This is a genomic window from Enterobacter sp. MGH 16, assembly GCF_000493175.1.
GTDB lineage: Bacteria > Pseudomonadota > Gammaproteobacteria > Enterobacterales > Enterobacteriaceae > Enterobacter > Enterobacter roggenkampii.
Genome location: NZ_KI535695.1, coordinates 42,188 through 65,878, shown reverse-complemented (window position 1 = coordinate 65,878; position 23,691 = coordinate 42,188). Strand labels below are relative to the sequence as shown.

Here is a 23,691-nt window from a genome sequence, read left to right as displayed (position 1 = left end):
CATCTTTGTTCTTCTTATTTATATTCAACCGTATAGGTCAACATCCCATTCGCAGAACCGGCTGAGACATTATCCAGTGTCTGGATATATCGGGCAAACAGTGGGAAGGTAAACGCCGCAGTCCCATCCGTCGGTAATACAGTGGTTGTAGAAGTTCCCAATGCCGCGGGCGTGACGCTACTTTGATTAGTGACCAACTGAATACCGATGCCGCTGGCACTATTGGGCTCTGTGGTATTAATCGCCATGATGCCCTTAGTGGCATCCACAATGCCATTAGCTGGCATCAACGTTAACGTCAGGCTGTTATAAATCAAAGTGCTGCTGCCATTTACCGTCGAGCCGGTCCAGGTTCCTGCAGAGCCTCGATTCCCGGTGTTACCATAAAACGTCGGGCAGTTAATCAACTGGATGCTTGCATCTTTCCAGCCCGCAGCGGAGCCTTTACCGCTGAAGCTATTAATGCTTTCATTCCCCATCAGCACAACTTTATTGGGTTCGGCAAGCCGGCAGGTCGGCGTCGTAATGCTGATACTACCGCTCAAGGCAACCTCAAGCATATCGACGGCATTCGTCTGACTTTGTCCAACCGAATAACGGGCGACTGGCAAATTACTTCCCTGAATGACTCCGGGTTCAACGTCACCAATTTTAAAGAGTGAAAAATCTGACTGGAAACTAAATGCCCCCGAGCAGCTTGCATTAGTACATGTACCCTGCAGCGAAAGAGGAAATCCGGTTGCACTGTACCAAAACATAATCCCAATCCCTTTAATGCCCGTCTCATAGACTATTCCAGATTTACTGCCGAGCGTCACCGATGAAGCAGGCAGAGGTAATGTTCTGTATTTGTAAAAAAACGAAAATTGTCCCGCACTGTCACAGGCTACATTTGCGAGCAGTGCTGGAGAAAGATAGATAGTCTGACGATAAATCTCTGTACCCACCGGTACATCAGGCGGTACAGAAATAATTGAGCGCCCAAAGGGGACCTGCTGTTGTGCCATTTCGCTCACGGGGAAAGACGCGTTGGGACTTAATGCGCAGGCAGCCATCAGATCATAACTCGCGCCCAGCAACAAACACAACGCAAAAATAATTTTTCGCACTATTATCACCTTTATAATTCACAAATTATTGAGGGGTTATTTATACTCAATAAAATAAGTCAGCAGACCATTTGCCGTTCCGGTCGAAATACCCTCCCCGGTCTGGATATACCGAGCAAACAATGGAATGGTAATAGTTGCCGCGCCATCGGAGGGGAAGTTTCCGGAATAGGCTGCCGAAAGATTCAATATGCTACTTTCATTTTGTGCTTTCGCTAATTGAATACCAATGCCCGTCGCACTTTCGGGGCTACTGTCGATCGACATAATGCCGCTGCTCGCCTCCGTGATGCCAGTATTCGGCATCAACGTCAGTGTCCAGGTATTACGGATGTCCGTGTTGCTGGCATTCAGTGTGCTCCCGTTCCAGGTTCCTACTGAACCAAGCCCCCCGGTATTCCCGTAAAAGGTTGGACAATTAATCAACCGGATACTGGCATCTTTCCATTCTGTTACAGAACCTTTCGACAAAAAATCACTGGCCTTTTTATTTCCCATCCATACCACTTGTCTGGATTCAGCTAACTGGCAGGTCGGTACAGTGACGCTGATGCTTCCGCTTAAAGTGATAGCGGCTAAGGCTACAGCATCTGCCTGCGTTTGTCCCATAGAATACCGGGCTACAGGTAAATTGCTGGCCTGAATGATACCGGGTTCAATGTCGCCGATTTTATATAAAGAAAAGTCTGAATAAGCCGGCTCTCCATTTGAATTACAATTTAGAGCGGCACAAGTGGTCGAGCGGTTATAAGGAAACCCATTCGCACTGTACCAGAACATAATCCCAACACCTTTTACTCCTGTTTCATATATGGTGCCTTTTTTTCCAGGAATGACTACCGAAGAGGCAGCCTGCGGCAGATATAGATAATCGTAGTATCGATAAAACTGAGCGGATGTATCACAAATAATAGAAAATGCGGGTGCAGACGATATATTTATCGATTGTCGATATATTTCAGTGCCCACAGGCATATCCGGAGATACTGAAATAATATTTCGCCCAATAGGCATCTGATACTGCTGCATAGCACTTTGAACAAAATCGCCTGTGACGTTAAATGCACAAGCCGCCATCGCCTTAGAGCTACAAAGTATCAGCGCCACCAGCCATAATAGAATGAATTTCCACATAATCCGCTCCTCTCTACTTAGCGATGGCAAATGGAGGTGAACTGCTGAAGCGCCTGCGCTTTCACGCTTTTATCCATAGGGATCAGCCGATAGCTCACCTTACATTTCTGCTCACCGGCTCCACTCCAGGTAGCGGTCAGAGTGTCGGCATCTTTCTCAACGCGGGCGTAAATTTGCCCGCCCTGACCGACATAGCCGACCAGCTTGCCCTGGCTGTCCAATACTTCCGCGCCGAAAGGAAGGGGTTCGCCGTTTTGGCTGGCAGTGATTAGCACCGGCGTGCCTTTCCGGGTGTTATAGCTTACTTTTACAATCGATTTATCGCGCGGCGCGACCTTCCGCGATGTACTTTCGAGCTCAATATTGATATCTGTATCTTTGGGATCGATAGCTATCTCATTGAACTGATACGGCGTAAGATACGGCACTGCTGCATAGCCGTTTCCATCAATACGGATCCCGCTGTAGTTGTTGACTCGTGCGCCTTCCAGACCTTTGGCCTCCACCAGCGCAAAGGTATCCCCCTGATAGGGCGATAGCGTTAGCCCGCCAGCGTGCCCAATTACCGTGCCGCTCATGCCTGCCGACAAGCTGCTGTAGTGGCTGCCAGTGTTATAACCTGCGTTTAGCGTACTCACCCGCGTACGGTACTGTCCGTTGAGGGATCCGCTGCTCCCAACTCCCTGATTGGCGGTAGTGCCAGTCACACCGTAGCTGAATTGATTGTCTTCGCCCGAGGTCCCACTCACAGAAGCCTGCCAGCTGTCACGCCCATTGCTGCCATTGGTGTAGCTGAGCCTTCCTTGTGGCGCGCGATACGACTCTCCTAACGGCAAGCTGAAATTCAGCATGACAGTATCCTGCGCCGTACCTGTCGCTGAGTAGCTACGGCTGGCGCTAATGCCATAACTTAACCGCTTCCAGAAATTGCTATAACCAAACTGATATTGTTTATCACGCCCCTCGCTGTTCCAGTAATCCTGGACAGAGGTGCTCACATAAAACTGCCCCCACGATTCCGGCAAATTCTGCGTCGCCGTAAGGGTGAAGCGATTTTTGGTCCGGCGAATGTTATTCGCTTCTTCACCGTCGCTAATGGCGTCACGGGTCTGCATAGCGGTCATAAAATCCAGATAACCACTGGTAGAAAATCGATACGCTGCCAGAGAGAAATTGCTGCCCGTCTCAGCAATATTTTTGCTGTAGCTCAGACGGTAACTCTCTCCGGAAGAGGTGGCGTTTCCGCTCTGCTGAACGCCCAGCTCTGCTTTCGCATGAGTGATGTCCAGGCTGACAGAACCGAACGGTGTACCAAAGGCAGCCCCACCCTGCCCTGCGGCATAGTGCTGGCTGCCCTGCAAACCACCGTAAATGGTTAGCCAGTTGTTCAGACCATAGCGCCAGCTCCCTTCAAACAGCTCAGGGTTGTTGCGCAGGTAGCTCGTGTGTAAGCGTCCGGCAGTAAACTCATACCGAGAAACGCCAGGACGAAGCTGCTGAGTCACCGCAGAATAGGGCACCTGAAAATGCTGTTCGCTGCCGTCAGCTTCACGGACGGTCACATCCAGATCGCCACCATAACCAGTGGGATAAAGATCGCTTATCACGAAAGCCCCCGGGCTGACGGTCGTTTCGTAGATCAGCGCACCATTCTGAGAAATGCTGACCTGAGCATTAGTGCGCGCAATGCCGCGAATTTCTGGCGCATAGCCGCGACGCGATAACGGCTCCATACGCTCATCACTCATCAACTGAGCACCGGTAAAGGGCAATGTGTCGAACACTGCGCCAGAAGTATTCGACTGCCCCAGCAACACACGCCCTTTTATCTGTGGCAGGTCGCGCTGCAGGTACGTGTTAATGCTCTGGTAATGGCCACCATTCAGGCTCGACCAACTCCAGTTACCGTTGTGACGCATGTACCAGGAGCCGATGTTGACCCCGCCGTTAAGATTGGTGTAGAAGCTGCGGTAGTTTTTGCCGTTCGATTCACTACTGTAGCCATTCATGCCATAGCTGAGTAATGCCGCCGGAATACCGCTGTCCCACAGATCGGCGGAAACGGTTCCTCTGGCCGCTTTAGAAACCCAGACCTGCGGAACGTCAATGCTGAGGACCTGTTCGCTGCTGTCGTAGCTCACCCGCGAGTCAGGAATAATTGCGCTCAGTTCAACGCATTCTCCGCTTAACGCGCCGTCTTTCATTTTTGAACTATCGAGCGGTAATTGAGCTAGCAATGCCGGGGTCAGACACGGCACTACGGTGCGATCGGGACGAGTGATGAAGGTGACGTCGGCCTGTACCACCATCTCATTGTTAAGCCAGATTTGGGTATTATATGTTCCCGGCAGAGCCGAGCCTCCCATAGAAAATCGGCTCAAATCGATAGCATTGCGATCACCCATTTTTAAAAAAGAGGATTCAAATTCGGCATCGCCAAGTGACGCTGCTTCAGCGTATACAGGTAATGAGGCGCCGGAAAATAATGCCGTTGCAATTGACAAGAAAAGAAAAGAATAACTGTAAGAAAATTTCAAAGTTTCCATGTTTACCTCCCGGAATACGCCACAAATTACCTACCAATTTGGCTCATTAATTCACGGTGAAATCCTGACTTTTGGATGCGCCAAAATCATTAACCCAATAAGCAGTAATTTTGCTGCCGGAAGAAACCGCGGCTTTAATGGTTCGCTGACCTTGCGGAGAAACCATATCCGCCGCAACGGTTTTGCCGTTGAACGTAATTTGGGTCAGCGAAACATTGAATGGTGTCGGATTAGTCACAACCAGATTCCCGGCCTGCGCTTGCCATTTCAATTGCTCAGGGGCTCTATTGGCGTCGCCCTGTAACCCCGACGGGCGATAAAAAAGTTTGATTCGCGAACGTACCGCCAGCTGCAAATAGTTTTCATGGCTTTTCGCCTGCTCAGGACGTGCCGGAATTTCCAGGACATTTAACCAGTAGACGGTTTCTCTATCCTGACGCAGCGTTTTGGTGTTGGCGCCGTTAATGCGAAGCGTCTGCCCTTTGCCGGCATCTACTCGGTTCACTGGCGGAGTTAAAATAAATGGGGTAATGACTTTATCCGGCATTTCATCTGGATTACCGGTATCGAGCCAACTTTGTACCAGAACCGGACGTTTACCGGTATTAGTTAATTTGACGGTAACCTCGCGGGCGTCTGAAGGGTAAATCACACGGGTCCCGTCTATAATAACGCTGGCAGAGACAGGGAGGCTGAAAAAAGTTATCAGAGCTCCGCTCAAAATTGAACAACAAGTCGCGTGGATTTTCTTCATAAAAGACCTCCATTAAGGGGGAGGAGCCCTCCCCCTTGGTTATGGGTTTACTGATAGCTAATGGAGTAAGTCACCTGAGAGGCAACGGCACCTGCAGACACAACGTCATCTTCTGCGTAGTACTGCACGAAATATGGGAGAACAGCAGAGCCAGAGCTGATATCAACGAAACCGGTACCACCACTGACCTGGGAGTAATCCCCCACGTTAATCGCGGTGTCTGTGGTTCCGTCCAGCAGCTGCAGGCTCACGTTGCCAGCTCCTGCAGTGTCAGTATTTAGCAGACGGCCGGTATTGGTATTCACAGTTGAGCCCGGTTCAAAGAAGGCTTTCGCGGTACCAGGTGCGCCAGTACAGCCGCTCAGGCTAATAGTGAACTGAGTTTTACCGGCTACGCTGGCCGCTGTGGCTAATGAGGTAGCAGAGACCGTTGGCAGTTGTACCGTTGCGTCAGAGCCTGCGCCGCCAATGTCTACAGAACAGGTGGTGTCAGTCACAGCGCCAGTGAATTGAATTGTGCCCGTGTCAGCTGCCATTGCATTGCCAGCGAATGCCATCATAACTGCGGTAGAGATAATCAATTTTCTCATGGTTATTTCCTTGTTTCAGTTGGTTTGGTTAAGATAAAAATCTATGATTTTCACGTTTTTGTTACAGCGCATCCGTTTTTTTGAATTGCGCTACATCTAATAAATTCCGGCAAACTAACAAGCCGATTGAATTTAAATGTTTGAGTCCATATTTACTGGTCATCCTCAATTTCTCCCGATAGACGCTTTTTTCACTCACCCCCATTTCTCGGGCAATAGCAGAAATACTCGAACCATGGCATAAACAACGAACAACAGATTCACCCAGAGGATGATGTCTTTTCCTTCTCGATAACATCTGGCCATCGTTATCAATACTTCTGAGTAATTCAATCAGCGTTCGAGTATCATTCCGCTTTGAAGTAAAACCCCATCTGTAGCTCCCTGATTCGCAGGGTAGAACATCGAAGAAAAAAATAATTCGCCAGTATTGCCCGTTCAGTTTATCGATCACCTGAGTAAACAAGGCTGAATCTTTCACGCTGAGCATTATCAACTTATCGTTGAGCTGTGACTCAGGGCCTGCATATCTAATAAACTCGGTGACAGATACTGAATTCACAGAGGAATTTGTTTTTCTCTCCTCATTGATATATGCTTCTAAACCATGCCTAAAATAAAAATCATCCGCGATGATGAGAATATCCCGACAACGACCGCTCGGTAGCATATGATGCTCCTGTTTCTATACACTGTTCGTTTGTATAAATAGCTCTAACCTGATTTTCATTTACAAGGTATCCTGTATTTTCAACACGAACAAATATCTCTGAAAAAGACTCTTTTAATAACAACTTCTTGCACATAGCGTTCATCACTTGCCAGAGTCTGGCCTTCGACGCCCTGAGATCATATTTCTCCCAAACATCACGCATAATATCGTCATCGAGAATAGGCTTCACTGACGCATTTTCAATTAAATAAATGAGCAGGCGAAACATCGTCGGACGAATATGTATTGGGGCATTCTTTTTAGCCCCCAAAGGAATTAAAACCGCCTTCTCCAGAACTATTAAATAATCTGAGCCCAGCATATAACCAAAGGTTTTATTTTTCATATACGCTAATCCTTTTGATTGAGAGGTGTACCGCATAAAATTGTTTATCATCACATCCATTTGACAAATAAAATAGCCAGAAATCGTTCTTAGAATCGACGTTCTTTACTAGGACGAAATATTACAATCCGAGAAAAATGAATATCAATATTTTGACTTTACTAATAACATGCAGCGATATTTCATTCGAAAGCCAGCCTAAAACACCAACACACTAGCAGTTCAAAGACATTTCTTCTAAACAATGAGAGGGTTCACTTGAACACTTTATCCTTCACCTCATCGATAACAATTTATCCATTCAGAAAATATTTCAAATTTTGCTAAAGAAAGCACAATTTACCTTTTAATAAAACAGTAACATTACATTTATGTAACCATTAGTTAACCCACAAGAAGGAAATATCTTAACCGTTGCCCCCTTGCTTGGCTTACATCCTGCACGGTTACTGAAAAAAAATTAAGAAAAAGCACATCAAATAAGAAGATCAATAGATCAACTTATTGTTTTAAAAGAAAAAGAAGATGTATTGTGAAAAGCTAAAATACTGTCTACAATTTTTTAGGATGGCGAAAGCGAGAAGGACAAGAGAAACCGTCTACGCATTTTGTCTTATCAGTAAAAACAAATGCAGGTCGAGAAATGTTAAAGAAATTCATCATTGATGATGAGATTTTGTTTGATCCGCAGAAAAGCACGATAATCAACACACGTGTTCAAAAAGAGGCTGTGAGTCTGAACGTGCCAACCTCCAGGTGCCTGGAAGCTTTACTCACAAAAAAAGGATTAGTTACTCATCAGGAGCTTTACGATAAAGGCTGGTTCGATGCCGCTCAGGAACCGCTACCAAATACGCTTTATCAAAATATTTTGCTTATTCGCCAGGCGTTCAGAAAGCTCTCAGATAAAAAGGTCGACTTTATTATCACCGTCCCGCGTAAAGGTTTTTATTTTAATGATCACATCACACATTTATCTGTTGATGTAGATGCGGATGTTGATACGGATGAAAACGACCATCCTGTGCAGGCGAAGCAAGGGCATCTCCATGAAATGAGTCATGTAAGGACCACTGAGACCACAGACGCCGCCCCCATCACTCGCCACACACAGTCGTTTCAAGTGCTGGTTTTACCGTCGTGGCTTAATATTCTGTTATTAGTACTCGCCATAGCAACCACCCTTTACTCGTTAAAACTGCTTACCGCTCCGCGCAATGAATATCAGTTTAAAGATGATTTTATCTATTTAAAAAACATTGAGGATTGTAGCATTTACCTGATAAAAAAAACTCCAGCCAGTATCGACCGCGTTCCCAATGATAGCGTTATTGCAAAAATAATCGAGCTATCACATCAAAACGATCCGATACTCTCTTGTCAGGACTACCCCCACAGGTTTCTGACCATCTATAATTCCCCACCTAGAACGATTATGGTTGCATGTAAAAAAGATGACTCATCTAAAAAAGATCAACAATGTAATACGGTTTATCTGAGAGGTATACTATGAATCGTGCGCATATCACTTTGCTCTCAGTGTCCATGATTGTCGTAGCAACTTTATTTTTCCTTTTCGCAAAAAAAACAGCCATTGATAGATTGGATAATATCTCATGTCGAAGTAGATATGATGTTTTTCTGGGGGTGAACTCCCTCAACAGTACAATCGTTATTTCGATGATAAAAGGAAAAGGCACGTTATCTTTAATTGGGGATTATTATACAAATCGAATACAAAAAACTCCCGTCAGAATCTACTCCAGCTTTGCCAGTTCTCGAGAGGGGCAGATGTATAGTGTAAAAATGTTGTCCTCGATGATTAATCCCTCATCGCTTATGGCTGATCCTAACTTCATTAACATGCTCAACACTTCAATGTTCAAGAAAAATAATATTGCCGTTTATAAAATACTCCAACAGCGCAATGGTAATTATGTTTTCATCAGCGGAGATGCTATATATTTCACCTGTAAATCGACGCGGTAACGGTTGAGAACACTCCCGCATCTAATTAGATGCGGGACACATCAAGCTCATGGCGTACCTTAATATATACGTTCCAGTGTAGATCACAAGGGTATACGTTTCCGTTTTTTGCACCGAATTAAAAGCCACTTTCACGCCAGTATTACATTCAGGCGCATCCGCAATAGAAGCATAATGGGGTAATCTGCTTAAACGACCGCACAATCAAGACGCTCCCCACCGTAATCAGTTTGTTAATCCCAAAGAAGCCGCTAAGGCCGGGGGTGAAGCAAGATACTCTACATCCGCTAGCTGTGGCTGCAGGCTTAAATTACATAAAGGGGATGAGAAAGAAGGCCCCTGGTTTGAGCACATTCAGCACTCGATATCTCACCATAAACTGATGAAGTGCACCTGGGTCGACCCATTGGAGAAGGAAGCTGCCTGTATTAAAAAATTGCGGTAGATCACTTATGCGATCGATATCTCGACCAGCCCGCCGACTCACTGGTACTGCGTTCATTGTAGAGAAAATTACATCGGTAACAAGCATTGTAAAAAATGCCATTCTGGAATTTACAGCATTAAGCTGTACTGCTAACAAAGCGCTCTTGTTACCTGAGTAGATGAGTAAGTTTGGCCTTCTTTTCTCTTACATTACTTTGCGGCCTATTCAGATATGGGTAATTGGTGATTCAAAGCTGAAGCTCAGTTTTTCATTGGTATTTCGTTAGCTATTTTGAAAGAACTCGATATTTATATACCAACAACCTCAAGGTGAGCTTCTTACTTTCATCGTTGTTTCAGAGTGATCCTTCGTCTGGCATACAACGCATCCAGAGATCGTTGGAACTTATAATCCCCAGCCTTCAGCTTTCTCGATTTAAGCATCTTCATCGTAACGCCGCCGATCTGCCCTGCTTCCACCCTTTTCTGAATCTCACCAGCGCTCAGCATGAGCTGCTGCTTCAAAATCGACAGCAGACTTACCTGAAATGAACGAGAGATCCTGACACTAACGTGGATCCGCTGGTGAGCGGCAGGCTCATGTCGCTTGTTATTTCTGATTTTGCTAATGCTGAGGAAACAAGAGGTAAAGCTATGATGAAAATTGAACCTTCAGCGATTTCTGAAGCTGATATTCGTTCTGTCTCACCGGCTCTTGCGCGCTTTGGTCGAGAAGCTATTACTGAAGATCTGTGGACACGCGATGCCCTCTCGCCCAGGGATCGTAGTATGGTGACCGTCCCCATGCTAATTGCCAGAAACCAGCCTGGCGACCTTAAGCACTATATAGACATTGCCCTTGATAATGGCGTTACGCCAGCGGAATTGTCAGAAATCATTACCCATCTGGCGTTCTACTCAGGTTGGCCAAATGCAATGTCAGCCGTCAGCGTGACCAAAGCAGTATTTGAAACTCGTGGCGTCACGGCAGATGCACTTCCTGAAGCTTCTCCGGACCTGCTTCCTCTCAATCAGGAAGCAGAAAAGCAGCGTTCAGAGACATCTCACAGTTATGTCAGTAATGTCCGCTTTTGGCAAAAAGCGGACATCCCTCCTTGATGCTTTCTTTCTGTCGTCAGTTAACCCAGTCTTCCAGCGTCAGGCCCGGTACTATCGGTACAGGATTCTTCTCAGCCCGAATCCACTGGCGCAGTTGACTTTTCCATATCGCAGCGTTCAGCATTTTTTTTCAAGTACAGATGAACATTAAGGGTAAGTAGAAGAAAAAGCAGGGCGGTATCAGCAGATAAAACCCAAGCAATCTCACCGGACTGCAACGCAGTACCTATAGTGGTCATCCCGAAGAATGTCACCACTGAACGCGGAACACGGAATGCAGCCATGGTCTGGCCATATTCACCTTCATGACTTGCAGCCCTGACCTGACCGGCAATAAAAATTGACCACCATACACCCGTGAGTTCAAGGCACAGGGCAAGAGAGGGAAGAAACCACGGCTTTCTGTCATAATCCCAGAAAGTAAGTAAGGCCGCTCCCGAAAAAATAAACAAAAAGGTGCACAGAAAAAAACGCCACCGGAAGTTAACCGTAGTTTGCCCCACCGAGCGGGGATAAAACCACGAAGCCAGGCTGTCAAGGACGCCGCTAATTGCTCCCAGAATAAAAACAGCAGCAAACGGAGTGGTACCTAATGAAAACGCAATCACGTCAAAATTGGTATTAAACGACGTCTCCGTAAACGCCATCACGCACATAGCCAGCGCAAGAAACCAGTTTCGTTTAAGACACCGGAAGGTCTGACGATAAATACCGGCGAAGTCTCTTTTTTCTGCTTCAGGGACAGCCTCATCCGGACCGGCGCAGGTCTTACCGCGGATCAGGGGAAGAAGTGTAAGGGCCGAAAGGAGGAAACAGCCTGCGGCCACACTGAAAAACAGGGAGGGTGAATAGCGGTCATAAAAGGCGGCTAGTACCAATCCGGTGACGAAAACGGCGATCCCGCTGATATATGACGCCACGGCCACACTCGTTTCATAATCCCTGTGAAGTTCAGGCAGCAGATACTGATTAACGATAATCGTCGCAAAATTTACGGTGAGGGAAAGGGATATAACCAGTACTGGTGTGACGACGGGCCTGAAATGCGACTGATTTCCGAAAGCGAAAACCAGAAAGCCACAACACGCCTGCGCAGTCATCAGCCAGAAGAACCGGTGACGGCTCCGATCGATGAGCCGCCCGGCCAGAGGCCCCCACACCAGGCTTGACAGCGCAGTTGAACCTATCAGCACTGAAATAACAAGCGGGTCAGTTTTTATTTTAACCAGGTAGAAGGAAAAAAAACCCAGATAAAGGCAGAAGCCGAATGTGGACAACAGAATGAAAAGACACAGCGTAAGCTGCCGGTAGCTCTTAATCATGCACATCTTCCCCATACAGAAAAGCATACTCCATCACCCGCTTTCTCCCGGCATGCTCAGCGGCGCGTATTGAAGGAAGGTTACTGCTTTCGATGGTTCCCCATAGCGATGCCGGTGTGCGGGGGGGGCTGAGAAAAGAAAGTAAGGCCTGTTGAGCGGCACCCGCAACATGCTTTCCGCGAAAGCGCGGAATAACGATCTCCTCGGTGATCCACAGTCCGGATATAAAAGCCCGGCGCGCGTTATCACAGATGATAAACCCGGCCCGCGCCTCCTCATAAACGATGATGAACAGGTTTCCGTCCTTAATGGCATCGCGAATGTCTTCTTCATCTGCGGGAAACACCTTATCCTTCAGGAAAGGATAGCGGGAATATGTCCCGGCATAGGCAAGTTCCAGAGCCTGAAGGCACCACTCAGCTGACTCCTGGCTGGCACGCTCAATGCGGACAGTATAGCCGCTGATAACAGCTTCTTTTTTTTCATCCATGCTGCCGCCGACATAGAAAAACTGATCGGCACGACCACGCGTATCCTCAGACACGGGTCGGAGAACGCGGACTGAACGTGCGCCCATGGGATGCCATAAGTCCAGTATTGAGGCCATTGCCCGCCGGGTCAGAGGAGCAGAGCTGGCGACCAGATCAATGAACGGCTTCTTCAAATCGCCGCCTCTGTATCTTGGTCCGGTGAGATAGTCATTACCGTCGCAGGAAATGATTTTCTGAAGAAAAAAATCCTGAGGCAGACCGGTTTCCCGGAAAGGGAAATTTGATGAAAAATTGCTGTCCTCACACCAGAGCAGCTGTTCATCAATATAGTCTTTCATGCCGTTCCTGAGTAACCAAGAGTCAACAGGCAGCCTGCTGAACTGCTCAAGCATATAATCAAGCATTAACTTGTTCCTTTTATTTCAACGGGGGCCGACCCAATCTCCACGGGGATACCTGTTTTATAGAAAGAAAGAATGAGGTTGATGACGTCTTTTCTGTCAGCACCGGGCCGTGCAGAGAAAGTGTTGAGGCTCCGGCGTTCAAAAATGTGAAGAAAGACTTCTTTCGTTAATTCAAGGACATTTTCCTTATAAGTGAACCGGATGTAAGAATCCCCCTCATCCGGTAAAACATCCAGACCCGTATGCAATACCGGTTCAGTTCCCCCGAGCAGATTGCCCATACTCCGGAAAAATTCCACCGCTGAGATATCGCCGGCGAGATCTTCCACACACGCGGGTTCAGGGAAAACAGGGAAAGAGGAGACTTCGTAAACGAGCCCCACCGTCAGGTGCAGCGACTGGTGTCCGTCTTCCGTTACCGGATTATGAAGCGTCCCTTTCCGGACGAAGAGAATATCGCCTGCTTTTAGCGTGATGTCTTCGTGTTCAAACTTCCATTTTTTCTTACCCGCGAGCTGCACGATGACCACATCGTGGTCATCGGTATGCGCACCGGCACCGGTGCTATCAGCGGGCGACCAGTAAATATTGTAATGCGAAAGGATCCCTTTTTTATCAGCCAGATAAGTGTACAGAGAAAAGTAATCCGGCATCCTTTTCTCGAGGTGGTTGAATACGATTGTCCGCTTACGCAGCAGCATAAGGGCCATCGTGTAAAATCCCAGTATTCCGCCAGTACACGTCTCACTGGCAGGATAGTAGACATCACCACAGCAGAGCAATTTGATGTCTTTTTCAGGATGACGGATCCCGCGAAAAAGATGGTGAAGTGTGTAACTAAATAAAGCCTCTGAGAAGGAGGCATTTCCCTCTGACAATACGAACTCCTTTTTAAAAGGTTCAGTGTCTGTCAGCAGAGTCATCAGCTCTTTCATCGGATAGGTAATCATACCAGCACTCCGGTGCGGATCAGTTGCGTGATTACCTGAGTGAAAACATCTTCAGTGTCAGTATCACTGAATTCATAGCTGAAGCCATGCCTGGCCATCTCATTTTTAAGATCAAACATCTTGTCCGCTATTTCATTTTTGACTAAAAAATCTTTTCCACGAAGGTATATCCGCGTTGAGCCGGCTTCCGTTTCCCCGAAGACGATGTCACCATGATATTGATAAGACCTGTTACCGGTTATTCGGGGGGGAGAAGTATATTTGAAAAAACTATTACTTTTCAGCCGGCTTATAATCCGTGCCAGACCTTTCTGTGCAATATCATCAAGTCTTCTTTTTCCTGAGTCAGGAGGGATAACGGCTGTAATAATATCCTCAACGTCAGCTTCAGCCATCAGAGGTAGTGTAATATACGGATCCTCGTTATTATAGACATCCAAGAAATCTGACAAAAAGGAAGTCAGTAATTGTGACCTTTTCATTTCATAAGGAGCAATACCCAGCGTGACAGAAAATTCCGGGTTTTCCAGAACATGATACCAGTTCTGAGGAATAAACAATGCATCCCCCGGGTGCAGAGTGACCTCCGTCGCCCAAGAGAGAGTTTCCTTCAGATTAAAGGAGTCAGACTTCACAATCGGCGCAATGTCTTTTATGGACGGATCCCAGACCCAAGCTTTTTTGATTCCGGGGCCGAGGTGATAAAGAAACGTATGCTCCTGATCTTTGTGAATACCAAAAGGTGTCAGGCTGTATCGCCCCATGAAGCTGTAAACATCAATCCCCTGACTCGGAATACCGTATTTTTTTACCCATTCTTTATTGAAATCCTGGTTAATCTTCTGAGCCAGAGAATCGGACCATCCGTTCAGCCCGTTAATAACGGCGCAAAAGCTGGAGGCACAGGTTATTCTCTCAAGCCATTCACTGAGACTCTCGTCTTCGCGAGGGGGATGATTCGACACGCTGTAACCAAAGTCATCCCGCGTGCCATTATTAATAAATACACGGGCATTGAGCAGGCTTTCTGAAATACTTCTTCTTTTACGGATAATATGCTCTATATCGGCAAGCAGCGCGCCAGGATCGGTCAGGACTCCCGACTGATGATAGAATACATCAATATTAAATTCTGTCAGATGACCGGTTAACATGCTTACACACATCTTTACCTCCTGATTGATCAGCTGATAATGAGAGAAATTATTTTATCCAGCAAGGGCATTTCATGGTTAAACGGGTTCCCTTTTTTATCAAAACCACATGTGCATTCCATGATATCGGCACCCACGACGGAAAGGCATGAATTCTTAATCAGGCTCAGAACATCCGTTATATTTTCCTCATTCATCCCTTCATCCAGTGGCGTCGTGACATGCGGAAAAACATCAGGATCCAGCACGTCTGCATCAAAACTTATATAGACATTTTTCCCCTTGATTAACGACGCAAGCCTTATTTTATCGTCGGCACTCATTACTGCACTAAACTGATTAATGGACGAAGACACAAGGTAATCCATTGGATATCTGATTGTTTTCTCTCTGACACCAATCTGTATCACTGACCTGATTGCATTATCAGCAATGAGTCTTGAAACAAAATTTGCATGGTAAAGAGGGGCGTTTAACTTATCCGTGCTTGTATTGATATCCGAATGCGCATCCAGTTGTATCAGCACGAGTTCAGGGATAAACCGCGCGATCTCTGCCACTGCAAAATAAGTCAGCGAGTGATCGCCACCGAACATCATCGCTTTATTGTTTTTCGCTCTGATTTTGCCGACAACATGCTGAATTTTCTTTCCGAAGCTGTATATATTATCAGTTGTATTATAAGCGATGTCGCCAATATCCCTCATTTCAGCGTGGTTTTGTCCTAATTTACGGTATATGTAGGGGCCATGAGCCGGCGATCTGGGGGGATCTAATGCGAAATCTGCCGGTGCACCAAAAAAGCACCACTGCTCCTGAGGGGTGTCAGGTATGGATAATGCCACCTTCTGCATTCGCGCAGGGTTATACAAAATGCCGTCTTTTAATAACTCATCATCTTTCCGGGAGACTAGTATGTCGTAAAAGTACAAAAGCGAAGCGATTTCTTTAAGCTGCGCATTGTCTGTAGAAAGCAAATCTTTGAGGCTGATATCCTGTTCTGTTATTTTTATTACAAGCTGATAAAGCTTACCGCTGACCGCCACACTGACCCTTCTTTGATTAAGCATGAGCTCAACTTTACCACCTTCTTCGGTGATGGCCGTATTTCTGTTTATAACAACATCATCTTCATGCATATTTCACCCTCCCCATGAATACAAAATAATTAACTCATATCCAGGGATTTTCAACATGCTTTTTTCAGAAGAATCACTTTTTTTAAAAATTAGCCAATAACAATATGATTTCTCTGGTAAAATATACCCCCTCCCCCCCCGCCCGGCAATGGTTCAAATCTAGCAGCATAGATTTAATTAAATCATGTCAACTATTAAAAATGAGGGCATAAAATTTCCGGGGCTGCATATCTTTGTATTCAATTGATAAGAAAAGAAATTTTCTTTACAGTGTTTTTTTTGATGTAAAAGAAATTTTATTCACAAGTTTATGAGTTGACTTCCTTCAGGTTCAATACAAGAATTATTCTGCCAGACGTTACTGGCTGTTTGACCAACTTTAAATATTGGAGGTATATATGTCCTTGAATAAATATGGTGAGTCACAAAAAGATAATTTGAGTAAGATCGCGGCTGACCTGTCAGCTTTCAGCCACGATGATGTCATTGTGGAAGTAAAAAAAGACAGTGATAATCATATCGATATCGGCGGTGGTGGATTAGGACGTGATCGCCGCGATACTGGTCACTGATGAATAAACATGCAGCAGCCTCCGGGCTGCTGCATGTTTATCAGGCATTTCTGAAAATAAGCCAGGCCTGACCGGGAAAAGCATTTATTAATTTACCATTGCAATGTGCGTTCACCCTATTCCAGGTATCAATGTGAAGCATTGGCTTCAGTCGGGATAGATGGATTCTTTTCTGACATTAATGCCCTGAAGACGAACACAGTCGTTGTCAGGCAAATGGATACCCATCAGGCGCAGAATAAAGCCGTGCCAGCCCCGGTTAACCTGACGGTTATAGTCATACAGGTCAGCATTCTCTTTTTTCAGCCTTGACCATTCATGCATGAGTGTTGGCGCATCGAGCTCGGTGATATGCTTCACTTCACCGCCGATATGCACCGTGTTAATTCCTGTTCCCGTCATGATGCTCCCCTCAGGCGATATCAGTTTCAGATTCACTTTGTATTAATAGTACCAGGTAAGCAGTCAGGCATGGCCCGGTTTAAAAGGATACGCTGACAGTTCGGCAGCGGTGATATCAAACTCAAGATTCTGTATTAATTCGGCCATTTTTTTCTCTGCCGTATCGCGGTCAATCCGCGCCAGCAAAATCTGGATAACGGCGCGTTTAAGCTCCTCCGGAAATTTCTGCAGCCGGTTTACTGAAAAGCCAGCCGTAGTCCGTGTGTTCAGCATTCATGTCTGTCGTCTCCGTATCGGAGTTTTTTTCGGGATTATTTTACCCAGTCTTCCACTACCAGACCCGGCACCCGCGCAAACTCTCTTGTATTATTCGTCACCAGGACCGCGCCGGCCGCAATGGCATGCCCGGCAATCGCCGTATCGTTCGGGCCAATTGGCGTGCCGGCGAGGCGCAGTGCCAGCTCAATCTCCGTGGTGGCGTCCACCGCAGTTCGATCCCAGGGCAGGATGGCATCGAGGCGGGCGCAGAACGCTTCAGCCAGCTGCTGCGTGACCGGCCCTGCAGCCCGGGCGGCGAATGAAATCTCAGACCAGGTGATGGCCGAGACCACTATGCGATTGCCGTGCAGCACCGCCTGCTCCAGGCGCTTCAGCAACGCTTCCGGCTGCTCGCGCATGATGAACGAGCTAATGTTCGTGTCGAGCATATAGATCCTGTTCACAGGTTAACCCGTCCTTCGTCGCTGACAATATCCTCGCGCTCCGCCATAAATTCCGGGTCTGCTTTTTCCATCTGCGCGAACGAGCCCCAGGTCGGCCGGACGGGACGCAGGATGATGCTGTCCCCTTCCCGGACGATCTCCAGCTCGCTCACCCCCTCAAAATCCAGATCGCGGGGCAGGCGAATGGCGCGGTTATTGCCGTTTTTAAAAATGGATACGGTTCTCATGATTTTCTCCCGGGTAAGTGCGGATATGTGATGCATATCCGGAATGAGGTTGATTGCACCGAGTGTGTGCATATGTTCAGTATAGGCAGATGTTCAGCCTATACAGGTTTCTCACTTTTCCAGCGCAGATCCGAAAAAAGGTAGTTCCGGATCTGCCCTCTGGGCTGACCGGAAGAATGCAAGATTGAGATTTTTAAAGAAATACTCTGCTTGCAGGACGTATGATGAAGAGGTTGATCACTCACCTATCAGGAAAGCTATGTCGGGCAAATTCCTCACACTCCTTTCAGCTAAAGTACGAGCCGAACTCAAACAAAACCTTCAGAACAATACGGTGTATAAACGACATCGCTGGAGCCTGCCTGAGAGGGCACAGGTCTACTGCTCCACGCATTATCTGAGGGCTATGCTGTTTCTCTGGACTGCGGCCGCTGGTGCAGTCATTGCTGCAGAATATTTTCGTCCCGTATTTCATTCTTTTGCCGTTACCTATCTGAAAGGCGTCACGGTACTACCGGCATGGATGTCGAACCTGCTGGGCGCGCAGTTGACGATTATCGGGATCGTTTTTCCACTGGTTGTGGGTCTTATCAGCGTGCTCTTTCAGAAAAAATCGTCCCGGATACATATTCAGTCAGCTTATCAGCTGCATTCAGGTTACATGTTTGCGGGTCTCAGCGGACTGTCATTAGCCGCATTTATCGTGATTGGCGGATTGTTTTCATCAGCAGGCGATAAATACCGGACGACCGCCTTTGCCATTACGGCCCTGATCTGGATGCTGTTCAATCTCGGGCTGTCTATATGGTTTTTTATATCAAGCCTGAACATTCTGGACGATAAAAAGCGAAATCGCCTTATGCTGAAGTACTTTCAGTCAGAGATTGTGGAAAACTTTATTTTACGCTCACTGATAAATACATGGCTCCGGTATCCGGGCAACTATATTGATAAAAATCACATTAAAGGTATTGAGATCCTGCGCTGGTATGTTTCAGGTGAAGAAAAGATGCAGTTACTGCCTTACTATGTCGGTGAAGGAAAGGACATAACGGATGTCCGGCTGCAACCACTCAGTTTTCTTTTGCGATTTCTCCGGCCTGTTAAAAACAGTAATGGTGAACTTATTTTACTTCCTTCGCTCGGCCGTAAGCAGGATACCATAACGCTAATTGCATCTTCTGATGTCAATTTCCCGCGAGGCTGGCCATTTCTTTTGAGAAGATGCTTTATCAGAGGCCCCCAAAGAAACTGGAAAGAATACCGGTATATTACCCGCGATTTTTACGGTGAGGCCTACGATGCCCTTGAAGACGGAAATATCAGTTCTTTCATCAGTGCCGCAGACAGGCTGGTTGAAACCTACACAACGCTGAAAAAAAGTTTCCGGTATGCAGACGGTAATTATCTTGATGAATGCGGTGACACGGGATTTATGCTGACATTCAGCCAGTCTTTCCACCGGGATTTTTATGCTTTCAGCCATACAACGGTAAAGTCGCTGGAAACCACGGGTGAATATTTTCGTCATGTAATGACCATCCCGTTCTCAGTATACCGGGACTCTGACAGCCCGCAGTTGAGTGATTTTGAGCAATATATTACGTCTCTTTTCCACGTGTGGCATGCGCTGACTGACTGGAAATCTGGGTATGGTGATAATCTAACTGTCGCTCAGGAGCTGCGTCACCGCGAGCTTGTCAAGGACTTCATCGGTGAATGGGAAAGCTGGTACATGTGGCGACGTCTTCAGAACCGGGCCGGAGAACAATCTGACAGCGATCGTAACTGCCTTCTGGCTCATCTTTTTCATACCGCTCAGACTGTCATAACAGCAGTCATGAAAGATGACCGTTTTGCCTCAGAACACAGCTCAGATATGCTGTTGCTCTGGTACGGACGGAACAACTTTGAAGAGCATTTTGAGTATTACCGGTGGCACAGTTTTTTATTCACGCCAGCCTTATTAACGCAGAAGCCTGACGGTTCTGACTGGCAGGCTGTATTACGGGGCCAGGAATATTCAGCCAGCAAAACGCTGGCGACAGTGTTTTATAACGCTCACGCTGACGTGCGTCTGCTGACAGCCGGTTATATTCTTTCTCATATCAGGCAGAAAAAGAATGTGCCCCTGAAAGACGTTGTCAGGCGACTTCTAAATTCAGACCTTGTCTATCCCACTGGTGCACACGATCGCCTGACGTTTTCGTTCAAGTCAGCCACTGATATTATTGACAGCATAATCAGGCTGGAACACCTTAATAATATCCGTGAAGAAGGCTGGTACGGGATACTGACCGGACTCATAAGAGCGTTTTCGGCATTCAATGATACCGAAACCATTGCCGGTCGTATTTATATGGGTACCTATGAAGATGTCAGGAATATTTACGGCAGTTACGCAGATATTGCTTTTTATCTTTCCGCTGGGCCTCTGGCTGTCAGCAGGCGTGTACAGGATGCGCTGAATGAGAATATCTTCACGTATTATACAAAGCAGCAAATTATCAATCATCTCAATGGAATGAAGCGTCGTGAAGATGCCTCCTCTGACGGGTATTTAATGCCGGAGAAAGATTTTAAAGCGAAGATAACGGCTTTCAATACAACGCTTGATGCCTATATTCTGGCGTTCAGTCAGAGTATGCAGGATGAACTTATTCATGCTGAAGTTGATACAGAACGTCTCAGAAATACCGATCTGACTCTCACTCACGGGCTGCCCTACATGCTTGCTCAGGATGCCCTGCTTTCCCGTTTTTCCTACAGCAGCATAGAGACCGTGGAAAAGGCATGGGAGGCCAGGTCAGTTTGCGGAACCATGCCCAAAAATATCATTGCAAGGGGCATTAACAGCAATATTTACGGCGAGTTGACACCACTCCAGGAAGTCAAAAATTATCTGCTTCATGACGTTTACCGCATCCTGAGCCATCTGCCGCCGCAGCGGACCGAAAACGTCCGCAACGTGGACGAACTGCTGCAGCATGTCAGGGAGATGACTGCCGACAAGGACGGCTATACGCTTATTTTCTTCGGAACCCGCCTGGGGAGCGAGCTGCGTGAACTGACCCACCACGCTGACAGACATGCAGAGCTGGGGGTCACGGTGGACCTGACGTCACCCCGCAACGGCCTGATGCCGGTCAGAATCAACGGCTGTGTTGTCTACCAGGTGTGGGGCTATGAAGGATGCTATTCCCTGCTCGTCAGGAACAGTATCTTCGTTAACCTCCATCTGCGAAGAGATCCTGATGGTCTGCTGTTCAGTTCATCGTGGCAGACGGACAGTGAAGATCCCCTGACCGGTTCGGTGACCACCACCTGGCATCAGATGCTGGAAATCAACGGTGCTGTGGTGGCCCGGTTCGAACATCTCTGATAAATCTGTCTGAGCGGGACACATAATTCCCGCTCAGACAATATTATTGCTCATTTTTCACACTTACATTTCTATAATTAATTTTCAGGCAATAATCCGCTCTTCGCAACAATCCTCCAATTTTTGTGTTATTAAGGCAATAATCTCTCTTTTACTCTCCTGAGATCCGAAAACCCCTGGTTCCGGATCTCCGTCAGCCCCACCGGCGCGCATCGGCTCCCTGACACAATTGTAGCTGTGTTCGCAGCTGAGGTTAACGCTATATGTTGTGTCACTCCCCTCCCCCGCGACCGCCCGCTCACCACCGGAAAAGGGCGGTGTGTTTATTCCGTGTGCGTGGTACACTTCCGGAAACGGTTAAATTAAGGAAAAGTCGGATCACCATGGAACGGCCATCCGGTAATTGAACTGCGTGGCTACATGACTGATTATTATCAGAATGTAAATGATGCCGGAAAGGAAACTCTGCAGCGTGACCGCCAGGTGTGTGAAAAGATAATGGTTTTGTACTGTGATTATTTTTCGCCCATGGGACTAACCCTACAGATGATAAACCCTGGAAGATGATTGGTATTAGCCTAATAAAAGGTTTTAGTGTACTTCTGAAAGAAACTTTGGCGATTGAACTGAGTGGCGTTTACGAAAATGATTCGTTCTCATTATGACGGAATCAGCTGGTCGCCCTCAAAAAATGGAAAAGCCGCACTTTTGATGCTGATGCTGATGCTTCAGCAAGGAAAAAACTTTTAAAAACCATAAGTAGCGGGATTTTCCATCAGCAACAAAAAAAATAGAATTTTTGATCTGGAGCGCTTCCCTGAGGAAGCGCTCTACGGATAATTTTCCCTTATTCATAAAAGAACAATCCCCTAATTAATAAATATTATTAAGAGGCATGTATTAATTTCGATTTTCCGAATTGGCTTATATAATCCGCATACCACTGCATCATATTTCTTCTACCTTCAAGATACTTAGCATGGTTATACGTCCCGCGAATAGAATTCTTATCAACATGAGCAAGCTGGGTTTTAATCCATGCTGTATTGAATCCTTCCTCATGCAAAATGGTACTCATCGTGTGGCGGAAACCATGCCCCGTTACCCTCCTCGTGTATCCAATACGCTTAAACACCTGATTAATACTCGCTTCGCTCATTGTTTTGCGGGGATCATTCCTCCTTGGAAACACCAGGGGATATTGTCCAGACATCACTTTGAGCTGCTGTACGATCTCTTGTGCTTGGGTAGAGAGGGGGACAAGGTGAGGTCGTTTCATCTTCATTCGCTCGGCAGGGATTTCCCACACCGCTTTCTCAAGATCAAATACACTCCAGAAAGTACCTCGGAACTCGCCAATACGAACTCCCGTAAGGATCAGCAGACGAGCGGCAAAAACAACTAACGGGCTTCCTGTATAACCTGAGAGAGCTTTAAAGAAGTCAGGCAATTCATCAACAGTAAGAAAGGGATAATGCTTCGATTCATGCCCTGACATCGCGCTGGTTAGATCCGCTGCAGGATTGTATTCCGCACGACCGGTAACAATGGCGTAGCGAAAGACTTCGCTGCAGCGCTGGCGAACCTTCTTAGCCTTCTCTGTTGCGCCACGGCTTTCCATTCGACACAGCACATTCAGCAGAACCAAAGGCTTGATGTCATTCACCGGCAGTTGGCCAATATAAGGGAAAATATCTTTATTGAAGGCTTCGATAATGTCGGAGGCATAACCTTCTGACCATCTGCCCACCTTCGTACCGTGCCACTCAAGCGCCACAGACTGGAATGTATTATTGAGCTGCACATCGCGAACCAGCTTTTCTTCTTTCTTTGCGAAAGACGGATCGATACCCTCGGCCAGCTTTTTCTTGGCTTCATCGCGTAGTGCCCTCGCTTGCGCAAGGGACTCTGCCGGATAAACGCCAAAAGCCATACGCTTCTCTTTTCTATTGAAGCGATATTTCATCCGCCAGTATCGAGAACCAGAGGGAATGACTTCAAGATACAAACCAGCACCATCTGCCAGCTTGTAGGCTTTTCTCTCTGGGTTTAGCAGCGTCTACCTGTCGCGCATTTAGCTTCATTGGGGGCATCTCGCTGGAGCGAACACAGAATGCCCCCGCTTATGCCCCCAATTGTAACTTGATTCCGGTGGAGTCCAGTTGATAACAGGAGATAAAATACGGGCCAGAAACCGCAGT

Annotated in this window: 20 protein-coding genes and 4 pseudogenes; 6 read left to right on the top strand and 18 right to left on the bottom strand. The window is 46.9% G+C overall.

Annotation, left to right across the window (positions count from 1 at the left end):
• Positions 1-14: 14 nt before the first annotated feature.
• The 7 genes from L362_RS22355 to L362_RS22380 all read right to left on the bottom strand — a co-directional run bounded on the left by L362_RS22355 (position 15) and on the right by L362_RS22380 (position 7,191).
• Positions 15-1,109, bottom strand: a complete 1,095-nt coding sequence (locus L362_RS22355) for a fimbrial protein (protein ID WP_023343444.1) — start codon at positions 1,107-1,109, stop codon at positions 15-17.
• 36 nt (positions 1,110-1,145) lie between these two features.
• Entirely contained in the window at positions 1,146-2,243 is a 1,098-nt protein-coding gene (locus L362_RS22360; protein WP_023343443.1) for a fimbrial protein, read from the bottom strand.
• Between the two features lie 17 nt (positions 2,244-2,260).
• Positions 2,261-4,789 carry a fimbria/pilus outer membrane usher protein gene (locus L362_RS22365; RefSeq protein WP_023343442.1) on the bottom strand — a complete coding sequence of 843 codons (2,529 nt, stop codon included), beginning with the start codon at positions 4,787-4,789 and terminating at the stop codon, positions 2,261-2,263.
• A 46-nt stretch (positions 4,790-4,835) separates the two neighbouring features.
• Entirely contained in the window at positions 4,836-5,543 is a 708-nt protein-coding gene (locus L362_RS22370; protein WP_023343441.1) for a fimbrial biogenesis chaperone, read from the bottom strand.
• 47 nt (positions 5,544-5,590) lie between these two features.
• A complete protein-coding gene (locus L362_RS22375; protein WP_023343440.1) occupies positions 5,591-6,133 on the bottom strand; it encodes a fimbrial protein in 543 nt (180 codons plus the stop codon).
• Positions 6,134-6,194: 61 nt separating this feature from the next.
• Complete coding sequence (locus L362_RS24520; RefSeq protein ID WP_023343439.1) at positions 6,195-6,803, bottom strand: hypothetical protein; 609 nt, start codon at positions 6,801-6,803, stop codon at positions 6,195-6,197.
• Positions 6,757-7,191, bottom strand: a complete 435-nt coding sequence (locus L362_RS22380) for a hypothetical protein (protein ID WP_023343438.1) — start codon at positions 7,189-7,191, stop codon at positions 6,757-6,759. Before L362_RS22380 ends, L362_RS24520 begins: the two co-directional genes overlap by 47 nt.
• 643 nt (positions 7,192-7,834) lie before the next feature.
• On the opposite strand from L362_RS22380, the gene L362_RS23395 reads away from it, so the two are divergent.
• The 3 genes and pseudogenes from L362_RS23395 to L362_RS23525 all read left to right on the top strand — a co-directional run bounded on the left by L362_RS23395 (position 7,835) and on the right by L362_RS23525 (position 9,760).
• The gene (locus tag L362_RS23395; protein ID WP_023343437.1) at positions 7,835-8,704 is read left to right on the top strand and encodes a winged helix-turn-helix domain-containing protein; all 870 of its coding nucleotides are present in this window, start codon (positions 7,835-7,837) and stop codon (positions 8,702-8,704) included.
• On the top strand, positions 8,701-9,180 hold the full coding sequence (locus L362_RS22385) for a hypothetical protein (protein WP_023343436.1): 480 nt from the start codon (positions 8,701-8,703) through the stop codon (positions 9,178-9,180). Before L362_RS23395 ends, L362_RS22385 begins: the two co-directional genes overlap by 4 nt.
• A 184-nt stretch (positions 9,181-9,364) precedes the next feature.
• Positions 9,365-9,760, top strand: a pseudogene (locus L362_RS23525) (putative zinc ribbon protein).
• Positions 9,761-9,951: 191 nt separating this feature from the next.
• Here the strand turns inward: L362_RS23525 and L362_RS0122660 are convergent.
• A pseudogene (locus L362_RS0122660) lies at positions 9,952-10,200 on the bottom strand (DUF1062 domain-containing protein); the annotation flags it as partial.
• A 6-nt stretch (positions 10,201-10,206) separates the two neighbouring features.
• On the opposite strand from L362_RS0122660, the pseudogene L362_RS22390 reads away from it, so the two are divergent.
• Positions 10,207-10,692, top strand: a pseudogene (locus L362_RS22390) (carboxymuconolactone decarboxylase family protein); the annotation flags it as partial.
• A gap of 104 nt (positions 10,693-10,796) precedes the next feature.
• Here the strand turns inward: L362_RS22390 and L362_RS22395 are convergent.
• The 5 genes from L362_RS22395 to L362_RS22415 are packed head-to-tail and all read right to left on the bottom strand — an operon-like array spanning position 10,797 to position 16,185.
• Positions 10,797-12,047: an MFS transporter gene (locus L362_RS22395; RefSeq protein WP_023343434.1), complete on the bottom strand. Its 1,251-nt coding sequence runs from the start codon at positions 12,045-12,047 to the stop codon at positions 10,797-10,799.
• Positions 12,040-12,942, bottom strand: coding sequence for a GNAT family N-acetyltransferase (locus L362_RS22400; protein ID WP_023343433.1), 903 nt, complete (start codon positions 12,940-12,942; stop codon positions 12,040-12,042). Before L362_RS22400 ends, L362_RS22395 begins: the two co-directional genes overlap by 8 nt.
• On the bottom strand, positions 12,942-13,892 hold the full coding sequence (locus L362_RS22405) for a JmjC domain-containing protein (RefSeq protein WP_023343432.1): 951 nt from the start codon (positions 13,890-13,892) through the stop codon (positions 12,942-12,944). The genes L362_RS22400 and L362_RS22405 overlap by 1 nt, the downstream gene beginning before the upstream one ends.
• Complete coding sequence (locus tag L362_RS22410; protein ID WP_023343431.1) at positions 13,889-15,058, bottom strand: JmjC domain-containing protein; 1,170 nt, start codon at positions 15,056-15,058, stop codon at positions 13,889-13,891. Before L362_RS22410 ends, L362_RS22405 begins: the two co-directional genes overlap by 4 nt.
• Positions 15,059-15,075: 17 nt before the next feature.
• Complete coding sequence (locus L362_RS22415) at positions 15,076-16,185, bottom strand: arginase family protein (protein WP_023343430.1); 1,110 nt, start codon at positions 16,183-16,185, stop codon at positions 15,076-15,078.
• Positions 16,186-16,583: 398 nt separating this feature from the next.
• Between L362_RS22415 and L362_RS24515 the strand changes: the two genes are divergently transcribed.
• Positions 16,584-16,757 carry a hypothetical protein gene (locus tag L362_RS24515; RefSeq protein ID WP_023343429.1) on the top strand — a complete coding sequence of 58 codons (174 nt, stop codon included), beginning with the start codon at positions 16,584-16,586 and terminating at the stop codon, positions 16,755-16,757.
• A 147-nt stretch (positions 16,758-16,904) separates the two neighbouring features.
• On the opposite strand, the gene L362_RS22420 is transcribed toward L362_RS24515, so the two are convergent.
• The 4 genes from L362_RS22420 to vapB form a co-directional block, all read right to left on the bottom strand.
• Positions 16,905-17,159 (bottom strand): hypothetical protein, encoded by a 255-nt coding sequence (locus tag L362_RS22420; RefSeq protein WP_023343428.1) that lies wholly within the window; start codon positions 17,157-17,159, stop codon positions 16,905-16,907.
• A gap of 63 nt (positions 17,160-17,222) precedes the next feature.
• Complete coding sequence (locus L362_RS22425; RefSeq protein WP_023343427.1) at positions 17,223-17,432, bottom strand: hypothetical protein; 210 nt, start codon at positions 17,430-17,432, stop codon at positions 17,223-17,225.
• 38 nt (positions 17,433-17,470) lie between these two features.
• Positions 17,471-17,881, bottom strand: coding sequence for a PIN domain-containing protein (locus tag L362_RS22430; RefSeq protein WP_032637580.1), 411 nt, complete (start codon positions 17,879-17,881; stop codon positions 17,471-17,473).
• Positions 17,878-18,108, bottom strand: coding sequence for a type II toxin-antitoxin system VapB family antitoxin (vapB, locus tag L362_RS22435; protein ID WP_023343425.1), 231 nt, complete (start codon positions 18,106-18,108; stop codon positions 17,878-17,880). Before vapB ends, L362_RS22430 begins: the two co-directional genes overlap by 4 nt.
• A 259-nt stretch (positions 18,109-18,367) precedes the next feature.
• On the opposite strand from vapB, the gene L362_RS24510 reads away from it, so the two are divergent.
• Positions 18,368-21,490 carry a hypothetical protein gene (locus tag L362_RS24510; RefSeq protein ID WP_023343424.1) on the top strand — a complete coding sequence of 1,041 codons (3,123 nt, stop codon included), beginning with the start codon at positions 18,368-18,370 and terminating at the stop codon, positions 21,488-21,490.
• Positions 21,491-22,376: 886 nt separating this feature from the next.
• On the opposite strand, the pseudogene L362_RS22445 reads toward L362_RS24510, so the two are convergent.
• Positions 22,377-23,574: pseudogene (locus tag L362_RS22445) on the bottom strand (tyrosine-type recombinase/integrase).
• Positions 23,575-23,691 lie beyond the last annotated feature (117 nt).

What these genes read in the sequence shown, in the direction of transcription:
- L362_RS24510 (WP_023343424.1), top strand. Translation starts at nt 18,368, where the DNA reads ATGTCGGGCAAATTCCTCACACTCCTTTCAGCTAAAGTACGAGCCGAA.
- vapB (WP_023343425.1), bottom strand. Translation starts at nt 18,108, where the DNA reads ATGAGAACCGTATCCATTTTTAAAAACGGCAATAACCGCGCCATTCGC.
- L362_RS22400 (WP_023343433.1), bottom strand. Translation starts at nt 12,942, where the DNA reads ATGCTTGATTATATGCTTGAGCAGTTCAGCAGGCTGCCTGTTGACTCT.
- L362_RS23395 (WP_023343437.1), top strand. Translation starts at nt 7,835, where the DNA reads ATGTTAAAGAAATTCATCATTGATGATGAGATTTTGTTTGATCCGCAG.
- L362_RS22380 (WP_023343438.1), bottom strand. Translation starts at nt 7,191, where the DNA reads ATGAAAAATAAAACCTTTGGTTATATGCTGGGCTCAGATTATTTAATA.
- L362_RS22415 (WP_023343430.1), bottom strand. Translation starts at nt 16,185, where the DNA reads ATGCATGAAGATGATGTTGTTATAAACAGAAATACGGCCATCACCGAA.
- L362_RS22410 (WP_023343431.1), bottom strand. Translation starts at nt 15,058, where the DNA reads ATGTGTGTAAGCATGTTAACCGGTCATCTGACAGAATTTAATATTGAT.
- L362_RS22405 (WP_023343432.1), bottom strand. Translation starts at nt 13,892, where the DNA reads ATGATTACCTATCCGATGAAAGAGCTGATGACTCTGCTGACAGACACT.
- L362_RS22375 (WP_023343440.1), bottom strand. Translation starts at nt 6,133, where the DNA reads ATGAGAAAATTGATTATCTCTACCGCAGTTATGATGGCATTCGCTGGC.
- L362_RS24515 (WP_023343429.1), top strand. Translation starts at nt 16,584, where the DNA reads ATGTCCTTGAATAAATATGGTGAGTCACAAAAAGATAATTTGAGTAAG.
- L362_RS22420 (WP_023343428.1), bottom strand. Translation starts at nt 17,159, where the DNA reads ATGACGGGAACAGGAATTAACACGGTGCATATCGGCGGTGAAGTGAAG.
- L362_RS22385 (WP_023343436.1), top strand. Translation starts at nt 8,701, where the DNA reads ATGAATCGTGCGCATATCACTTTGCTCTCAGTGTCCATGATTGTCGTA.
- L362_RS22425 (WP_023343427.1), bottom strand. Translation starts at nt 17,432, where the DNA reads ATGCTGAACACACGGACTACGGCTGGCTTTTCAGTAAACCGGCTGCAG.
- L362_RS22395 (WP_023343434.1), bottom strand. Translation starts at nt 12,047, where the DNA reads ATGATTAAGAGCTACCGGCAGCTTACGCTGTGTCTTTTCATTCTGTTG.
- L362_RS22370 (WP_023343441.1), bottom strand. Translation starts at nt 5,543, where the DNA reads ATGAAGAAAATCCACGCGACTTGTTGTTCAATTTTGAGCGGAGCTCTG.
- L362_RS22360 (WP_023343443.1), bottom strand. Translation starts at nt 2,243, where the DNA reads ATGTGGAAATTCATTCTATTATGGCTGGTGGCGCTGATACTTTGTAGC.
- L362_RS24520 (WP_023343439.1), bottom strand. Translation starts at nt 6,803, where the DNA reads ATGCTACCGAGCGGTCGTTGTCGGGATATTCTCATCATCGCGGATGAT.
- L362_RS22365 (WP_023343442.1), bottom strand. Translation starts at nt 4,789, where the DNA reads ATGGAAACTTTGAAATTTTCTTACAGTTATTCTTTTCTTTTCTTGTCA.